The organism is Microbacterium sufflavum (genome assembly GCF_023101165.1).
In the GTDB taxonomy this organism is placed as follows: domain Bacteria; phylum Actinomycetota; class Actinomycetes; order Actinomycetales; family Microbacteriaceae; genus Microbacterium; species Microbacterium sufflavum.
Genome location: NZ_CP078076.1, coordinates 2509660 through 2525745, shown reverse-complemented (window position 1 = coordinate 2525745; position 16086 = coordinate 2509660). Strand labels below are relative to the sequence as shown.

Annotated in this window: 16 protein-coding genes; 2 read left to right on the top strand and 14 right to left on the bottom strand. The window is 69.5% G+C overall.

Annotated elements, in window-relative coordinates:
- Nucleotides 1-21: 21 nt before the first annotated feature.
- Entirely contained in the window at nucleotides 22-984 is a 963-nt protein-coding gene (locus KV394_RS12225; RefSeq protein WP_247981557.1) for an FKBP-type peptidyl-prolyl cis-trans isomerase, read from the bottom strand.
- Nucleotides 985-1107: 123 nt separating this feature from the next.
- Between KV394_RS12225 and KV394_RS12220 the strand changes: the two genes are divergently transcribed.
- Nucleotides 1108-1887, top strand: a complete 780-nt coding sequence (locus KV394_RS12220; RefSeq protein WP_205812755.1) for a lysophospholipid acyltransferase family protein — start codon at nucleotides 1108-1110, stop codon at nucleotides 1885-1887.
- A gap of 99 nt (nucleotides 1888-1986) precedes the next feature.
- On the opposite strand, the gene KV394_RS12215 is transcribed toward KV394_RS12220, so the two are convergent.
- The gene (locus tag KV394_RS12215) at nucleotides 1987-2484 is read right to left on the bottom strand and encodes an OsmC family protein (RefSeq protein ID WP_247981556.1); all 498 of its coding nucleotides are present in this window, start codon (nucleotides 2482-2484) and stop codon (nucleotides 1987-1989) included.
- Nucleotides 2485-2569: 85 nt separating this feature from the next.
- Here KV394_RS12215 and KV394_RS12210 point away from each other — a divergent pair, with 85 nt between their 5' ends.
- Complete coding sequence (locus tag KV394_RS12210) at nucleotides 2570-3565, top strand: asparaginase (RefSeq protein ID WP_247981555.1); 996 nt, start codon at nucleotides 2570-2572, stop codon at nucleotides 3563-3565.
- A gap of 10 nt (nucleotides 3566-3575) precedes the next feature.
- Here the strand turns inward: KV394_RS12210 and KV394_RS12205 are convergent, their stop codons facing one another.
- The 12 genes from KV394_RS12205 to atpB form a co-directional block, all read right to left on the bottom strand.
- Nucleotides 3576-6326 (bottom strand): FtsK/SpoIIIE domain-containing protein, encoded by a 2751-nt coding sequence (locus KV394_RS12205; protein WP_247981554.1) that lies wholly within the window; start codon nucleotides 6324-6326, stop codon nucleotides 3576-3578.
- A gap of 58 nt (nucleotides 6327-6384) precedes the next feature.
- Entirely contained in the window at nucleotides 6385-7179 is a 795-nt protein-coding gene (locus KV394_RS12200) for a PP2C family protein-serine/threonine phosphatase (protein ID WP_247981553.1), read from the bottom strand.
- Between the two features lie 235 nt (nucleotides 7180-7414).
- On the bottom strand, nucleotides 7415-8239 hold the full coding sequence (locus tag KV394_RS12195) for a DUF5684 domain-containing protein (RefSeq protein WP_206251403.1): 825 nt from the start codon (nucleotides 8237-8239) through the stop codon (nucleotides 7415-7417).
- Nucleotides 8240-8347: 108 nt separating this feature from the next.
- Complete coding sequence (locus tag KV394_RS12190) at nucleotides 8348-9094, bottom strand: YaaA family protein (protein ID WP_247981552.1); 747 nt, start codon at nucleotides 9092-9094, stop codon at nucleotides 8348-8350.
- A gap of 70 nt (nucleotides 9095-9164) precedes the next feature.
- A complete protein-coding gene (locus tag KV394_RS12185) occupies nucleotides 9165-9425 on the bottom strand; it encodes a F0F1 ATP synthase subunit epsilon (protein WP_136029295.1) in 261 nt (86 codons plus the stop codon).
- A gap of 2 nt (nucleotides 9426-9427) precedes the next feature.
- Nucleotides 9428-10882, bottom strand: a complete 1455-nt coding sequence (gene atpD / locus KV394_RS12180) for a F0F1 ATP synthase subunit beta (RefSeq protein ID WP_136029293.1) — start codon at nucleotides 10880-10882, stop codon at nucleotides 9428-9430.
- Nucleotides 10883-10905: 23 nt separating this feature from the next.
- Complete coding sequence (locus tag KV394_RS12175; protein WP_136029291.1) at nucleotides 10906-11805, bottom strand: F0F1 ATP synthase subunit gamma; 900 nt, start codon at nucleotides 11803-11805, stop codon at nucleotides 10906-10908.
- Nucleotides 11806-11824: 19 nt separating this feature from the next.
- A complete protein-coding gene (atpA, locus tag KV394_RS12170) occupies nucleotides 11825-13465 on the bottom strand; it encodes a F0F1 ATP synthase subunit alpha (RefSeq protein ID WP_247638653.1) in 1641 nt (546 codons plus the stop codon).
- A gap of 47 nt (nucleotides 13466-13512) precedes the next feature.
- Complete coding sequence (locus KV394_RS12165; protein ID WP_136045454.1) at nucleotides 13513-14304, bottom strand: F0F1 ATP synthase subunit delta; 792 nt, start codon at nucleotides 14302-14304, stop codon at nucleotides 13513-13515.
- On the bottom strand, nucleotides 14304-14861 hold the full coding sequence (locus KV394_RS12160) for a F0F1 ATP synthase subunit B (RefSeq protein ID WP_247638651.1): 558 nt from the start codon (nucleotides 14859-14861) through the stop codon (nucleotides 14304-14306). Before KV394_RS12160 ends, KV394_RS12165 begins: the two co-directional genes overlap by 1 nt.
- Nucleotides 14862-14888: 27 nt before the next feature.
- Entirely contained in the window at nucleotides 14889-15125 is a 237-nt protein-coding gene (atpE, locus tag KV394_RS12155; RefSeq protein ID WP_025103147.1) for an ATP synthase F0 subunit C, read from the bottom strand.
- A 43-nt stretch (nucleotides 15126-15168) separates the two neighbouring features.
- Nucleotides 15169-15957: a F0F1 ATP synthase subunit A gene (gene atpB / locus KV394_RS12150; protein WP_205828218.1), complete on the bottom strand. Its 789-nt coding sequence runs from the start codon at nucleotides 15955-15957 to the stop codon at nucleotides 15169-15171.
- Nucleotides 15958-16086: the final 129 nt, after the last annotated feature.

Here is a 16086-nt window from a genome sequence, read left to right as displayed (position 1 = left end):
ACGGCCGCCGTCGCGCCCGCGCTACTGCTGCGCCTGCACCGGGGTCGTGGCGAGGATGTCGACGACGAACACGAGGCTCTCGTTCTGCAGCTCGTTGCCCTCGCTCGCACCGTAGCCGTCGGACGGGGGCATCACGACGAGCACCTGCGAGCCGACCTTCTGACCTTCGAGCGCCTTCTGGAATCCGGTGACCACTCCCGTGGTCTGGAACTGCGCCGGCGCCGCGTCGCGACTCCAGCTCGAGTCGAACTCCTTGCCGTCGGACCACTTGACCCCGAGGTACTGCACGACGACCAGGTCGCCCGAGGCGACCGTCGCTCCGTCACCCTGCTTGAGCACGGCGACCTGGGTCTCGGCCGGCGCATCGCCGTCCGGGATCGTGATGCTGGGCTTGCCGTCGTCGTCCAGCTTCACCTCGGGCATGCCGGGGGTCGGGTCGACCGGCGTGCCGGTGGCGACCTCGGGCAGTTGCTCGACGGCCTCTGCGTACACGACCTTATTCGTCCCGCCCTCGCCGAAGACCTCGCCTGGAAGGGCGAGGACGACCTGCGTTCCGATCGGCTGGCACTCGAGAGCGGCGATGAAGAGAGATGCACTGTTCTGGTCGAGAAGGACGGGAGCCTCACCACCCTCGCTTCGTGCCGAGGAATCGACGACTTCACCTGTCGACGCTTCCACGATCTGGTACTTCACCCCGACGAGGTCATTCGCGACGACTTCGTCACCTGTGCCCTCAGCGATCACCGTTCGCTCCACATCGGCGAAGGCCGCATCAGCTGGCACTTTGACGACGGCATCGAGTCCCTCGCCCTGAACGTCAATGGAATCCGAGGTCTTGCCCGGCTGCGCGTCGAGCAGACACCCACTCGAAGCGGACGGGTCGGGGGTGCCCGAGCTCTCCGGCGCACCGCTGCCAGAGCAGCCGGCGAGCAGGAGGGTCGCCGCGGCGACGGTGGACAGGACGATGAGCGGACGCTTGCGCACAGTGAGACCTCGGGATCGCGGGCGGGACACTCCATCCTGCCCCATCGCCCTTTGCCCTCCCTGGGAGGTGGGGCGCGAGTCTTCATTCCCACGTCGGCATGGGGCCGGGAGTATCCTGCTCTGATGACCTCTGAGCAGTCCGTCGAGCCCGAACCCGCCTCAGAGGACACGCCGAAGCCGCGCCATGCGGGCTTCACGTACGCGCTCGGTCGCAGCCTGATCGCCCCGCTCGCGCGGCTCATCTACCGTCCCCGCATCGAGGGCCGCGAGAACGTCCCCACCACCGGTCCGGTGATCTTCGCGAGCAACCACCTGTCGTTCATCGACTCGATCGCCATCCCGGTCGCGGCACCGCGACCCGTGCACTTCCTTGCGAAGTCGAGCTACTTCGAGGGGACCGGATTCAGCGGCCGCCTCACCAAGACCTTCTTCGAGGCGATCGGCGCGATCCCCGTCCGGCGCGGCGCTGGTCAGGCAGCACTCGACGCGCTCGATCTGCAGCGGCAGCTGCTCGAGGAGGGTCTCGCGGTCGCGCTGTACCCCGAGGGGACCCGTTCCACCGACGGTCGCCTGTACAAGGGCCGGACGGGCGTGGCGTTCCTGGCCCTGCAGACGGGCGCACCGGTGGTCCCGGTGGGACTGATCGGCACCGACAAGGTGATGCCGGTGGGCGCGAAGATGCCGACGCTCTCCGAACGCGTGACGGTGCGGTTCGGCGAGCCGCTCGACCTGTCCCCCCACGGACCCGCTACCAGCGGACGCGCACGGCGGCTCGCGACCGACGAGATCATGGCCGCGATCCATGCCCTGTCCGGTCAGGAGCTGGCGGGCACCTACAACGAGGCTCCGGCCCAGGGCACCATCGAGAAGATCAAGCAGGCGCTCCCGCACGAGCGCCGCTGAGTAGCGCTGAGCGTGAACCCCGGACCCTCCCGGTAGCGGCGACCACGTGTCCCTTCCCGAGCGAGGAGTCCAACAGCGGTTGCTCCTCCGCCGCGGGGGTCACACGCTCGCGGTGACCGTGGCCTCGTGCCGCACCGGGAAGTTGACCGAGTTCGCGATGAAGCACCACTCGTTCGCCTGGGCGTGCGCCCGCTCTGCCGCCTCAATCATGGACGGATCGGCGACCACGACCTCCGGGGAGAGCGTCACCTCGACGAACGATCCCCCTCCTGCGCCGTTCTCGCGCATCAGCCCGCGCGCGCTGTCGCGGTAGGAGACGACCACGACGCCGGCGGTGACGCAGGCGTGCAGATACGACAGCAGGTGGCACTCGGAGAGCGAGGCCAGCAGGAGGTCTTCGGGGTTCCAGCGGGAGGGGTCTCCGCGGAACGGCTTGTCGGACGAGGCCAGCAGCGCGGGCTTGCCCTCGATCTCGATCGTGACGTCGCGGCGATAGTCACGGTATCCGCTCGTTCCGGTGCCGGAGTTGCCCGTCCACGTAGTCGTGAGAGCGTAGCGGTGTTCACCGAGCGGACGCGACGTGGTGTGCTCTGCCATGCGCTCAGTCTGCCAGGTGCCGCCGACGTCGCGACCCTCCGCGGGGACCCCGAGGCCGCGGGACCACCGGCACTAGGCTGGTGGAGTGCTGGAGACACTCACCGTTCAGGATTCCGTCGAGCTCGCCGTCGTCGAACGGAGCGGATTCATCGAGTCACGTCACGCCGGTGCCGCGGTGGTGCTCTCGCCCGACGGCGAGGTGATCGCGCGACACGGCAACGCCGACGCGCTCATCCTCCCGCGGTCGAGTCTCAAGCCGCTGCAGGCGGTGGCGTGCATCACCGCCTGCGCACCGCTGGAGGGCGAACAGCTCGCCCTCGCCACGGCGAGCCACACGGGCACGGACCGGCACGCCGCGGTGGTGCGCGACATCCTCACCGCCGGAGGCCTCACGGAAGACGACCTCGCGTGCCCTCCGGCGTGGCCGGGCGACTCCGCGACCCGCGACGAGCTGGTGCGCGAACACGGCCAGGAGGCGCGCGTCCGCATGAACTGCTCGGGCAAGCACGCCGCGATGCTGCGGGCCTGCGTGGCCACCGGCTGGCCGACCGCCGGCTACCTCGACCCCGCGCATCCGCTGCAGGCTCACATCCGGGAGGTCGTCGAGCGCCTCACCGGGGAGAAGATCGCGCACACCTCCATCGACGGCTGCGGCGCTCCGGTGCATGCGCTCACCCTCACCGGGCTCGCGCGCGCGATTCACCGCATCGGCACCGCGTCCGACCGTTCGCCGTTCGCGCTGCACCGCGTGGCCGGGTCGCTCGTCCGCGCGGTGCGCGAGAACCCCTGGACCGTCGAAGGGCCCGGCCGCCCCGACACCATCGCGACCGAGCGTCTCGGCGTCTTCACCAAGGGCGGCGCGGAGGGCGTCATGGTGATGGTGGCGCCGGACGGGACGACCGCGGCCCTGAAGATGCTCGACGGCGCCGCGCGCGCGTCCACCATCGTCGCCGCCACCCTCCTGGCTCGCGCGGGCTCTCTGAGCGACACCGATGTGGCTGGTCTCGCGGAGGCCCTCCCGCTCGACGTGCTCGGGGGCGGTGCCCGCGTGGGAACGGTCCGCCCCGGCGCCGGCCTCTGACGCACCAGCCTCACCGCGACCCGAGCCCCGGCACGACGACCCGCCGCGGCGCGCGGTCCCCCACCACCGACCACGCGCGCCCCTGATGCAGCAGGGCGAACGGCGGGAGGTCGCGCACACCGACCAGCTGGCGCAGATCGGACGGACGCTCCGCGCGGACCAGGACCTCGCCCTCGGCGCGGATCTGCTGCCACAGGGCCCACTGCCGCTGCCAGCCCTCCGCGTCGGCCACCAGGATGCACGGGCTCGCGGTCGTCGGCACATCGCTCCCGGCCGTCCGCACGTCCCACTCCGGGCGCGCCGCGCGGAGTGCGCCCACCGCGTCCGACGCGCCCGCCGTGACCAGCGCCACGACCGGCCTCGCCGGCGCCCAGATCTCCGTCGAGGAGGCAGCGGACTGCCTCGGCCGCTCGTCCGCCCAGGCGAACTGCACCTCCCGCCCGTCGAGCACCGCGCGTCCCGGCGGTCGGTCCCGCACGAACCCCGACGTCTCGCCACCCGCTGCGAGGTGCTCGACGCGCGACGCCGCGCGTAGAAGCGCTCGACGGGGCAGCGCGTCGAGCACACGGCCCAAGGGCCCCGATGCCCGTGCGGCCGTGAGGATCCAGGTCGTCGAAGGTGACAGGCGCAGCGACTGCTCCCACCGCTGCGCGAACTCCTGTGCGTACTCGACGGGGAGCTCGGCGTGCAGCGCGTCGATGTCGTCGCACAGCACGAGCTCGGGGATCTCCGTGTCACCCCTGACCCATGCCGCGAGCAGGTCCACCGCGCTTTCCGCATCGGAGGGGAACAGCAGGGCATCATGGCGCTGGGCCGCCACCGCGCGCACGAGCGCCGTGCGTCCGCTGCCCGGAGCGCCGACCACGGCGAGCCCGCGCTCCCGCCCCGGACGCAGGAGCTCCCGAGGCTGCCGCTGTCGCTGCGGGTCGTCGGCGAGACCGAGCACCACCGCGTCTCCCCCGGCGTCGTCGCTGCCGTCGTGATCCGCGCCACGAAGGTCTGCGAGATCGATGCGTCGCGGCAACGGCGGGAGCCAGGGGCTGACAGCCGGAGCCGCCTGGCTCCAGCGCGTCGCTGCACGCCGCAGGTCTCCGGGACCGGTCAGCGCGACGCGCACGAGCTGCGGCTCCGCATCCTGCGGTCGACGCACGAGCGCACAGCCGCGCCCCTCCGGCCCCCCATCGAGCAGCGCCGCGCCGTCCGTCCCGATCACGGCCCTGCTGTCCGCGGGATCTGCGACCCGCAGGCTGATCCGCAGCGGGCAGTTCGCCGCCAGGGCGTCACGGATCACGCCGCCCGCACGCTGCGTCCCGAGGACCAGGTGCATCCCCAGGGCGCGGCCGCGCGCAGCGATGTCGATGAACACGTCGCCGAGGTCGGCGTGCTCGAGGAGCAGGGCCGCGAACTCGTCGACCACGATCACCAGGCGTGGCAGGTCGACCTCTGACACGTCTCGAACGCCGGCCGCGGCGAGGGCGGCCTCCCGTCGTCGCATCTCCGCCCGCAGGCTCGAGACACCCCGGCGCGCACCCTCGTCGTCGAGGTCCGTGATCACCGCCGACACCTGGCGGAGAGCGCGAAGCGGCTCGAACGCCGTCCCACCCTTGAAGTCGGCCAGCACGAACGTCACCCGATCCGGTCCGTACGCGGCACACATCGCCGCAACCCAGGTCACGAGCAGTTCGCTCTTTCCCGCCCCGGTCATGCCGGTGACGATCGCGTGCGGTCCGTGCTCCACCAGATCGACCGCGATGTCGGTACCCCGGCCGTCACGGCCCACCACGACCGCGAGACCATCACCTGCCTCTGAGACGATCACGTCGGCCAGCGGCACGCTGAGCGGGAGCTCCGCATGCGTGTCCGACGGCTCGCCCGTTGCCGAGGCGACCAGTTCTGCCTGCGGTCGCGACAGGCACTCGACCGCCACCTCGGTCACGCCCTCCGGCGTGCGCAGCGATGCGGCCCCCGGCTCGACCACGTCGAGCACGGTCGTGATCCCCGACGGCACCTCGGCGTCGGGAGCCGCCGTCCAGATCACCGCATCTGCCGCGACGGGCGCTCCGAGCGTGCCCCACCCCACCCGGAAGGCTCCCCGGCGCGCCCGCACCGCGTGAGCCGCCGTGGTCAGGCCGGACGACGCCAGCTCCTCGCCGACGAGCGCCAGTTGCGCCGGCCCGAAGCGGAGGCAGAGCTGCGCGACCAGAGCTCGTGCCGCCGCGGCTGCGACCGGGGCCTGGCCACGGACGCAGACGCCCCCGCCGAGCCGCACCACGACCGGTGCGTCATCGAGCTCGGCGCATCGCGCGCGGAACGCCTCTGCTCGATCGCCCTCCCCACCCGTCGTGCGCACGGCGCTGACACGCACACCGCGACCCACGGTCAGCTCGGTGTCGGCAGCGATCGGATCCGTCCCACGAAGCGGCGGTTCTGCGACGCACGCGGCGACGTCCGGGTGGCGCGACTCGAGCTGGGCCCGCTCCTCGGCGTGACGACGGGCGAGCGCATCCTCGACCGCGCGCCACTCGGCCTCCACCCTGTCCGCCTCACGCCGTCGATCGTGCCGTCGCGTCCTCGCGGCGTCGGCCACCGAAGCGAGCATCATGAGGGGACCGAGTGCGGCGAACCACAGCGACTGCACCGACCCCGTGGTGAGCCACAGCGCCACCCCCATCCCGACCGGGACGATTCCCGCGAGATAAGGCAGCGAGGTGCGGCGCGGCGGCGCGGGCGCGGAAGGGATGACGAGGGGAGACGGGTCCATCTCCCCAGTGCACCGCTCCGTGACAGCAGAGAGCCTGCTGTCCACAGCGTCGGAGCGACTACTCCGCGGTGTCCCCCTCTGGGGAGGAGGACTGGGGGTCGCTCACCTGCAACACGATGAGCGTCACGTTGTCGCGACCACCGTTGTCGAGAGCCGCAGCGAGCATGGCGTCCACGCACGCGGCCGGATCGGAGTTCTCCCGCAGGAAATGCTGGATGCCGTAGTCGGTCAGCTCCTTGGTGAGTCCGTCGGAGCAGATCACGAACCGGTCGCCCGGACGCAGGTCGATGGTGACATAGTCCGGAGCGGTGAGCTCGCTGGCGCCCACCGCGCGCGTGATGACGTTGCTGTAGGGGTGGCCCTCGGCCTCCTCCGGGCTGAGCTTCCCCGCTGCGATCAGCTCCTGCACCACCGAGTGGTCCGTGGTCACCTGCACGAGCCGGTCATCGCGCAGGAGATAGACCCGCGAGTCGCCGATGTTCAGCGCGACCCACTGCGCCTGGTCTCCGCCGTCGTCCAGGTAGACGCCCGTGAGCGTGGTCCCGGTTCCCTCGTCGGTGGTCTCCGGGTGCTCCGAGATGTCGTCGACGGCGCGGGCGAGAGCCTCTTCGATCGTGCGATGCGAGATGTCGCCCGCGACGACCGCGGCCTGCAGGCGGGACACGGTGCTTTGGCTTGCGATCTCGCCTCCCGCGTGCCCGCCCATTCCGTCGGCGACGATGAAGAGGGGGAACTCCGCGAGGAACGCGTCCTGGTTGGTCTCACGGCGACGGCCCTGATCCGTGACACCCGACCACGAGAGCAGCAGCGGGCGTCCCGCAACCGTGACGGTGTGCGTCTTCGTCTCAGCCACGTGCTGCCTCCGATGGACCTGCGGCGGAAAGGGCGGTCGCAGGATACTCACACATCGTAGTGGAACACGATCCCCTCGCTCGCACCGGGGCCCTTCGAGGGGCAGAGCGGAACGGAGACGCCGATCGGGCGCTGCGACAAGACCATGACCTCCACGTTAGCGGGCGCATCGTCCGCGAGAACACCGTTCACACCACGAAACCCCCGGCGGTGGGCCGGGGGTTTCGCGACGACGGTCACGCAGGGGGCTGCGTGGGATCGTTCGGGGTCGTGGGAGGAGCCGGCGGTGCGGCCGGCGGGGCCGCGGGCGGAGCCGGCGGCGTGGTCGGCGGAGCCGCGGGCGGAGCGGGCGGCGTGGTCGGCGGCACAGGCGCGCTCGTCGAGGGAGCGGCGGAGGGCGCGGCCGGCGGGGCGTAGCCGGGAGCAGGCGGAGCCGTGAACCCGGGCTGCGGCGGCGCATAGCCCTGGGGCTGCTGCGGGTAGCCCTGGGGCTGCTGACCGTAGCCCTGCGGGGCACCGTACCCCTGCGGAGCCGCGGTCGCGGAGGGCTGGACCGGGATGCCGTCCCACACCGTGCGATCGCCGAGGAAGCCGTTCCCGGCCCACGAGGCGGGCTGGATGTTGGGGTTCCACCGCGACTTGTCGAAGGCGTTGATACCCAGCCACACCGGCGGGAGGAAGAAGTACAGGATGACCCAGACCGCATCCTTCTGCAGCTTCAGTCCGACCCGCCACGCGGCGATGAGGTCGAGGACACGGCCGGCGATGCCGACGAGCGGGAGGATGAGGAACCAGCCCAGGACCGGGATGATCGCCCCGACCACGCCGGCGCCGATGAGGTACAGCACGAGCCACGGGCTGAGGTCGCCGAGCTTGTAGAAGATCATCGAGTTGTAGACCGGGACCCAGGCGCGCCACTTGCCCTGGACACCGGCCTTCTCGAAGACCTTCATGTAGAACCAGGCGTAGATCGCGTACACGATGAGCGGCAGGATCGTGTACAGCAGCGTCAGCGCGACGAGTGCGCCGCCTGAGATGCCGTAATCGTAGTAGTCGTCCAAGGTTCCCCTCCAGAAGGCTGATATTCCCGGGTGATGCGCTGCTTACACTAGCGCGTCACCGCCGCCGCGCGCAGGACCCTCGCTGACGTCCCGCGCCGCGAACCGGTCTCACTCCGCGACGACGAGTTCCAGCTCGCCGGGATGGTCGGTCTCGCGCAGCACGATGCCTCGCCCCTCCGCCCACCGCAGCAGTGCCCGGCGGGAGCCGATGCGCGGTCGGTCCTCCGCGAGTGCACGCACCAGGAGGCCCTTCGACTTCTTGTTGAAGTGGTTCAGCGCTCTGCCCTGCTCGGTGACCACGCGCACATACGCCGAGGGCACCGATGCGGGCACGGGTCCGAGACCCACGTACGCCTCGCTGCGCAGGTCGAGGACGAACGACGGCGCCTCGTCCGCGATCGCCGAGGTCGTGGCTTCCGCCCAGTGACGCCGGAGCGGCGGCACCCCGGGAAGCGACGTTCCCGCGGCGAGGCGGTAGGTCGGGATCGGGTCGAGCGCGCCGACCGGACCGAACGGCGCGCTCTGGATCCACACGTGGGCGTCCGCCCACCGCCGTGACGCCGGGGAGAGCGAGGCCGCGTCGAGGGCGTCGAACAGCACGCCGGTGTAGCGGTCGATCGCCGGCATGGTCGGCGCGCTGCGGAGAGCGCGGTTGTGCGCGATGTCGTCGAGCTGCCGCTCGCTCAGCTTGAGGACACGGCGGGCGGCCTCCTCGTCGGCCGCGAGCTCGACCAGGGCGTCGAGCACGGCCGCGCGATGCTCAGCGAGAGACGGCAGCGGCAGGACACCGAGGTCGAGCGGCGCGCCCGTGCCTCCGGGACGCTTGGTCTCGGACGGCGGAAGCAGGATCTTCATGGCACCTCGTAACGCAGACGCGTCCGCCTCGACACCCAGGGTGCCGAGGCGGACGCGATGTTCAGGACTGTCAGGCGATGAGAGCCGCGTTGCCCGCCACGATGGTCAGAACGTCGCCCTCCATGGAGAGGAAGCCGTCCTGCGCGTTGGCGAGCACCTTGGCGCCGTCGGTCTGGGTGATCCGGACCTGGCCCTCGGCGAGGATGGCCAGCACCGGCTCGTGACCGGACATGAAGCCGATCTCGCCCTCGACGGTCTTGGCGACCACGAGGCTCGCCTCACCCGTCCAGACCTCCGCGTCGGCGGAGACGAGGCTGACGTTGAGCGCCATGATCAGGCGTTCTCCTTCTGGATCTGCGCCCAGCGCTCCTCCACGTCGGAGATGCCACCGACGTTGAAGAAGGCCTGCTCGGCGACGTGGTCGAAGTCACCGCGGGTGATCGCGTCGAACGACTCGATGGTCTCCTTGAGCGGAACCGTCGAACCCTCGACACCCGTGAACTTCTTCGCCATGTAGGTGTTCTGCGAGAGGAACTGCTGGATGCGACGTGCGCGCGACACGACGATCTTGTCTTCCTCGGAGAGCTCGTCGACACCGAGGATCGCGATGATCTCCTGCAGCTCCTTGTTCTTCTGGAGAATCTGCTTGACCGTGGTCGCCACGCGGTAGTGGTCCTCGCCCAGGTAGCGGGGGTCCATGATGCGCGACGTCGAGGTCAGCGGGTCGATGGCCGGGTACAGACCCTTCGACGCGATCTCACGGGAGAGCTCGGTCGTCGCGTCGAGGTGCGCGAAGGTCGTGGCCGGAGCCGGGTCGGTGTAGTCGTCGGCCGGCACGTAGATCGCCTGCAGCGAGGTGATCGAGTGACCACGCGTCGAGGTGATGCGCTCCTGCAGGAGGCCCATCTCGTCGGCGAGGTTCGGCTGGTACCCCACGGCGGAGGGCATGCGGCCCAGCAGCGTGGAGACCTCGGAACCGGCCTGCGTGAAGCGGAAGATGTTGTCGATGAAGAGCAGCACGTCCTGCTTCTGCACGTCACGGAAGTACTCCGCCATCGTCAGAGCCGAGAGCGCGACGCGCAGACGCGTCCCCGGCGGCTCGTCCATCTGGCCGAACACGAGCGCGGTCTTGTCGAAGACGCCCGCCTCCTCCATCTCGTGGATGAGGTCGTTGCCCTCACGGGTGCGCTCACCGACACCGGCGAACACCGACACACCACCGTGGTCCTGCGCGACGCGCTGGATCATCTCCTGGATGAGGACGGTCTTGCCGACGCCGGCGCCACCGAACAGACCGATCTTTCCACCCTGCACGTACGGGGTGAGGAGGTCGATCGACTTGATGCCCGTCTCGAACATCGTGGTCTTCGACTCGAGCTGGTCGAAGTTCGGGGCCTTGCGGTGGATGGGCCAGCGCTCCGTGACCTCGATGGTCTCACCGGGCTCGCCGTTGAGGACCTCGCCGATCACGTTGAAGACCTTGCCCTTGGTGATGTCACCGACGGGGACCGAGATGGCCTCACCGGTGTCACGCACCTCCTGACCGCGGACGATGCCGTCGGTCGGCTTGAGGGCGATGGCGCGCACCAGGTCGTCGCCGAGGTGCTGTGCGACCTCGAGCGTGATCTCGGTCGACTCCTCGCCGATCACGATGGTGGTCTTCAGCGCGTTGTAGATGTCGGGGATCGAGTCGTGCGGGAACTCGATGTCGACAACCGGACCGTTGACGCGCGCGACGCGCCCGACGACCGCGGTCGCCGGCTGGTCAGCCGTGGCGGTGGTGGTCATTTCTTCGTCTCTTTCCTGATGGTCTATTTGCTCGACGAGAGGGCGTCGGCGCCGCCGACGATCTCCGCGATCTGCTGCGTGATCTCCGCCTGACGCGCGTTGTTGCGCAGACGGGTGTAGTCGGTGATGAGCTTGTCGGCGTTGTCGCTGGCCGACTTCATCGCCTTCTGCGTGGCCGCCTGCTTGGCGGCGGACGACTGCAGGAGGGCGTTGAAGACGCGGCTCTGGATGTACACCGGCAGGATCGCGTCGAGCACCGTCTCGGCATCCGGCTCGAACTCGTACAGCGGGTAGACCGTGCTGCCCGCCTCCGAGTCGTCGGCCTCCGCGATCTCCAGCGGCAGCAGGCGCACGGACTCCGGCGACTGCGTCATCATGCTGACGAAGCGGTTGTAGACGAGGGTGATCTCGTCGACGCCGCCGTCCTCGCCACCGCGGTTGAAGGCCTCGAGAAGCGTCTGCGAGATCTCCTCCGCGGTGTGGAAGGACGGGGTGTCGGTGTCGCCGGTCCACTCCGCGGCCGCCTCGATGCGACGGAACTGGAAGTAGCCCACCGCCTTGCGTCCGATGAGGTAGAACACCGGCTCCTTGCCCTGCTCGCGCAGCAGCTCCGCCACCTCGAGACCCTCACGGAGGATCTGCGAGTTGAAGGCACCGGCGAGACCGCGATCGGACGAGAAGATCACGACCGCGGAGCGGCGGATCGTCTCGGGCTCACGCGTGAGCGGGTGGTCGACGTTCGAGTGCGTCGCGACGGCGGACACGGCCCTCGTCACGGCTCGCGCGAAGGGGGTGGACGCCTTGACGCGTGCCATCGCCTTCTGGATGCGCGAAGCCGCGATGAGTTCCATCGCCTTCGTGATCTTCTTGGTCGTCTGAGCAGAAGAGATCTTCTGCTTGTAGACCCTGAGTTGAGCGCCCATGAATCAGTACCTCACGCGATTACGCGCGACGACCCTTGACGATCTTCTCCTGGTTGACGTCGTCGGCCTCGGCCGCAGCGTGCTCCTCGTGGCCGGGGGCGCCGATGGCGTGGCCCTTGCCGCCCTGGAACTCCAGGAGGAAGTTGTCGGTCTGCTTGTCGAGCTCGGCGACCGTGTCGTCGTCCAGCACGTTCGTCTCGCGCAGCGTGTCGAGCACCTTGGTGTTGCGGCGCAGGTAGTCGAGCAGCTCGCGCTCGAAGCGCAGCACGTCTTCGACCTCGATCTTGTCGAGCTTGCCGTTCGTGCCGGCCCAGATCGAGACGACCTGCTCCTCCACGGGGTACGGCGAGTACTGCGGCTGCTTGAGCAGCTCGGTCAGACGGGCACCGCGCTCGAGCTGACGACGCGACGCCTGGTCGAGGTCGGACGCGAACATCGCGAACGCCTCGAGGGAACGGTACTGCGACAGCTCCAGCTTCAGCGTTCCGGAGACCTTCTTGATCGACTTGACCTGGGCGTCACCACCGACTCGCGAGACCGAGATACCCACGTCGACCGCCGGACGCTGGTTGGCGTTGAAGAGGTCGGACTGGAGGAAGATCTGGCCGTCGGTGATCGAGATCACGTTGGTCGGGATGTACGCCGAGACGTCGTTGGCCTTCGTCTCGATGATCGGCAGACCCGTCATCGAACCGGCGCCCAGCTCGTCGGACAGCTTCGCGCACCGCTCGAGCAGGCGCGAGTGCAGGTAGAAGACGTCGCCGGGGTACGCCTCGCGGCCCGGCGGACGGCGGAGCAGCAGCGACACGGCGCGGTAGGCCTCGGCCTGCTTCGACAGGTCGTCGAAGATGATCAGGACGTGCTTGCCGCCGTACATCCAGTGCTGGCCGATGGCCGAGCCGGTGTACGGAGCCAGGTACTTGAAGCCGGCGGGGTCGGACGCGGGAGCGGCCACGATCGTGGTGTACTCCAGGGCGCCGGCCTCCTCGAGCGCGCCCTTCACCGAGGCGATCGTCGAGCCCTTCTGGCCGATCGCGACGTAGATGCAGCGCACCTGCTTGGTGACGTCGCCGGACTCCCAGTTGGCCTTCTGGTTGATGATCGTGTCGAGCGCGATCGCCGTCTTGCCGGTCTGGCGGTCGCCGATGATGAGCTGACGCTGACCACGGCCGACCGGGATCATGGCGTCGATCGCCTTGATGCCCGTCTGCATCGGCTCGTGCACCGACTTGCGCTGCATGACGCCGGGGGCCTGGAGCTCGAGCTCGCGGACGCCCTCGGTCGCGATCGCGCCGAGACCGTCGATCGGGTTGCCGAGCGGGTCGACCACGCGGCCGAGGTAGCCGTCACCGACGGGGACCGAGAGGACCTCACCCGTGCGGGTGACCTCCTGGCCGGCCTCGATGCCGGTGAAGTCGCCGAGCACGACCACGCCGATCTCGTGCTCGTCGAGGTTCAGGGCCAGGCCCTTGGTGCCGTCCGCGAACGTGACGAGCTCGTTCGCCATCACGCCGGGCAGACCCTCGACGTGCGCGATGCCGTCGGCGGCGTCGATGACGGTGCCGACCTCGGTCGCAGCGGCGCCGGTGGGCTCGTATGCGGCGGCGAAGTCCTTCAGCGCGTCACGGATGACGTCGGGGCTGATCGATAGTTCTGCCATTGTCTTCCCTTTGTATCTGGGTGCGCGGTTCCCCGCGCGAAGTCGTGTTAGCCCGCGAGCTTCTGGCGAAGGTCGGCGAGTCGTGCGGAGATGCTGCCGTCGATGACGTCATCGGCGATCTGCACGCGCAGACCTCCGACGACAGCGGGGTCGATGACGACGTTGAGCGAGACCTCGCCGTCGTAGCGACGCGAGAGGGCGTCGCTCAGACGGGTGCGCTGCGCATCGCTGAGCGGGGTCGCGGTGTGCACCGTGGCCACGACGAGACCGCGCTGGGCGGACACGAAGCGGATGGCCCTGTTCAGGAGCTGGCGGACGCGCCGCTCGCGCGGACGACGCACGAGGGACGAGACGATCAGCGTGGTGGCCGCACCGGCGGAGGATCCGGCGAGGAGGCGCTCGACGAGCTCCCCCTTCGCGTCCTCTCCCCCGAGGCGGCTGCCCAGAGCGAGTTCGAGCTCCGGGTTCGCGGCGACGAGCCGGGCGAAGGCGAAGAGCTCACCCTCGATGTCGACACCGGGCTCGGCGATCGCGGCGGACCGGATCGCGAGCTCCTCGATGCCGTCGACGAGCTCGTCGGCGCTCGACCAGCGCTGCGCCACGGCTGCGCTCAGAACGCTCTGAGACGCCGCCGAGAGCCCGCCGAACACCGCGGAGACGACGTTCTTCCGCGACTCCACGGACGCCGACGGGTCGGCCAGCGCGCCGCTCAGCTGAGACGAATCGCCCACGGTGCGCGCGGCGACGAACAGCTCCCGCGCGGTGTCGAGGGTGACGTCCTTCGCTGCGGCAAGCGCCTGAGTGGATGCCGCGAGTGCCTGAGCGGTCGCGCTGCCCATTACTGAGCCGCCTTCTCGGATGCTTCGAGATCGGCGAGGAAGCGGTCGACCACGGCGGCCGCGCGAGCGTCGTCGGACAGCGTCTCGCCGACCACGCCACCGGCGAGGTCGAGTGCGAGCGAGCCGACCTCGCTGCGCAGGGAGACGAGAGCCGTCTGGCGCTCGGCCTCGATCTGCGAGTGCGCGGTGGCGGTCAGACGCGCAGCCTCGCTGGCTGCGGTCTCCTTCGCCTCGGCGATGATCTTCTTGCCGTCCTCACGGGCGGCCTCGCGGATCTCCCCGGCCTCGGTGCGCGCCTCGGCGAGCTGGCGGGTGTACTCCTCGAGGGCGGCCTCCGCCTGCTTCTGCGCCTCATCGGCCTTGGCGATGTTGCCCTCGATGGCGGCGGACCGCTCGTCGAGCATCTTCGTCAGACGGGGAAGGGCGACCTTCCACACGACGACGAGGATGATGAGGAACCAGAGGCCCGACCAGATGATGTCGTACCCCGCGGGGAGCAGCGGATTGGGGGACTCCCCCTCCGCTGCCGCGAGGTTCGTGACAAGAGCGTTCAGCATCCTGTCTCCTTCAGAAGTCGGTGGGGATTACGGGAAGGGGATGAATCCGACGGCGATGCCGACGAACGCAAGCGCCTCGGTGAAGGCGATACCGATCCACATGAGGACCTGCAGGCGACCGGCCAGCTCGGGCTGACGGGCGACGCCCTCGATGGTCTTGCCGACGACGATGCCCACACCGATGGCCGGACCGATGGCTGCGAGGCCGTAGCCGACCGCCGCGAGGTGGCCGTTGATTTCAGCGAGAACCGTAGTTGCGTCCACGGGTTTTTCCTTTCGTTGGGTGGGAGGGCTGTTGCCCGCCCGCTCAGTGCTCTTCTGCGACCGCGAGCTGGATGTAGACCGCGGTGAGGACGGTGAAGACGTAGGCCTGCAGGACGGCCACCAGGATCTCGAAGAGAGTGAAGGCGCCGCCGAAGGCGAGGGTTCCGATACCGAGGACGGCCCAGCCGCCACCCGCGGTGAAGAAGAAGAACTGGGTGGCCGCGAAGCACAGCACCAGGATCATGTGGCCGACGACCAGGTTCATCAGCAGTCGCAGGGTGAGGGTCACCGGGCGGATGATGAACGTCGAGATGAGCTCGATCGGCGTGACGATGAAGTAGACCGGCCACGGGACACCCGACGGGAAGAGCGCGTTCTTGAAGAAGTTCTTCGGGCTCTTCTTGATGCCGGCGTAGATGAAGGTGACGTAGCTGACCACGGCGAGGGTGAGCGGGACGGCGATGATCGCGGTGCCCGGCATGTTCAACCCCGGGATGATGCCCGTGACGTTCATGAACAGCACCATGAAGAAGATCGTGGTGAGGATCGGCAGGAACCGATCGCCGTCCTTGCGGCCGAGGAGGTCGTGCGCGATGCCGCCGCGGACGAAGCCGAGGCCCATCTCGACCAGGCTCTGGAACCGCCCCGGCACGACCTTCATGCGGCGCGTGCCCAGCCAGAGGATCAGGACCACGGCGATCACCGAGAGGAGCTGGATCAACTGGATGCGGGTCACCGGCAGAGGCCCGACCTGGAAGAGGATCGGCGGGAAGAACTCGTCGATCGAAGGGCCGTGGAACTCGCCATCCGAGGACGCGAGTCGGGGGGTCAGGGTCGCAGCAAGATTAAACAGCGCGGGCTCCAGCTTCGGGGCACCGGTCAGAACCGGGGCGACGATGGTCGGTGTGCTTCAAGCGCAAGCGCTCGCGGGCGAGCGGCGGGCACTCCCCCACACTATCAG

Excerpts from the sequence above, each read along its gene's own strand:
- KV394_RS12220 (WP_205812755.1), top strand. The coding sequence starts at position 1,108 with ATGACCTCTGAGCAGTCCGTCGAGCCCGAACCCGCCTCAGAGGACACG.
- KV394_RS12215 (WP_247981556.1), bottom strand. The coding sequence starts at position 2,484 with ATGGCAGAGCACACCACGTCGCGTCCGCTCGGTGAACACCGCTACGCT.
- KV394_RS12205 (WP_247981554.1), bottom strand. The coding sequence starts at position 6,326 with ATGGACCCGTCTCCCCTCGTCATCCCTTCCGCGCCCGCGCCGCCGCGC.
- KV394_RS12190 (WP_247981552.1), bottom strand. The coding sequence starts at position 9,094 with ATGAAGATCCTGCTTCCGCCGTCCGAGACCAAGCGTCCCGGAGGCACG.
- KV394_RS12185 (WP_136029295.1), bottom strand. The coding sequence starts at position 9,425 with ATGGCGCTCAACGTCAGCCTCGTCTCCGCCGACGCGGAGGTCTGGACG.
- atpD (WP_136029293.1), bottom strand. The coding sequence starts at position 10,882 with ATGACCACCACCGCCACGGCTGACCAGCCGGCGACCGCGGTCGTCGGG.
- KV394_RS12175 (WP_136029291.1), bottom strand. The coding sequence starts at position 11,805 with ATGGGCGCTCAACTCAGGGTCTACAAGCAGAAGATCTCTTCTGCTCAG.
- atpA (WP_247638653.1), bottom strand. The coding sequence starts at position 13,465 with ATGGCAGAACTATCGATCAGCCCCGACGTCATCCGTGACGCGCTGAAG.
- KV394_RS12165 (WP_136045454.1), bottom strand. The coding sequence starts at position 14,304 with ATGGGCAGCGCGACCGCTCAGGCACTCGCGGCATCCACTCAGGCGCTT.
- KV394_RS12160 (WP_247638651.1), bottom strand. The coding sequence starts at position 14,861 with ATGCTGAACGCTCTTGTCACGAACCTCGCGGCAGCGGAGGGGGAGTCC.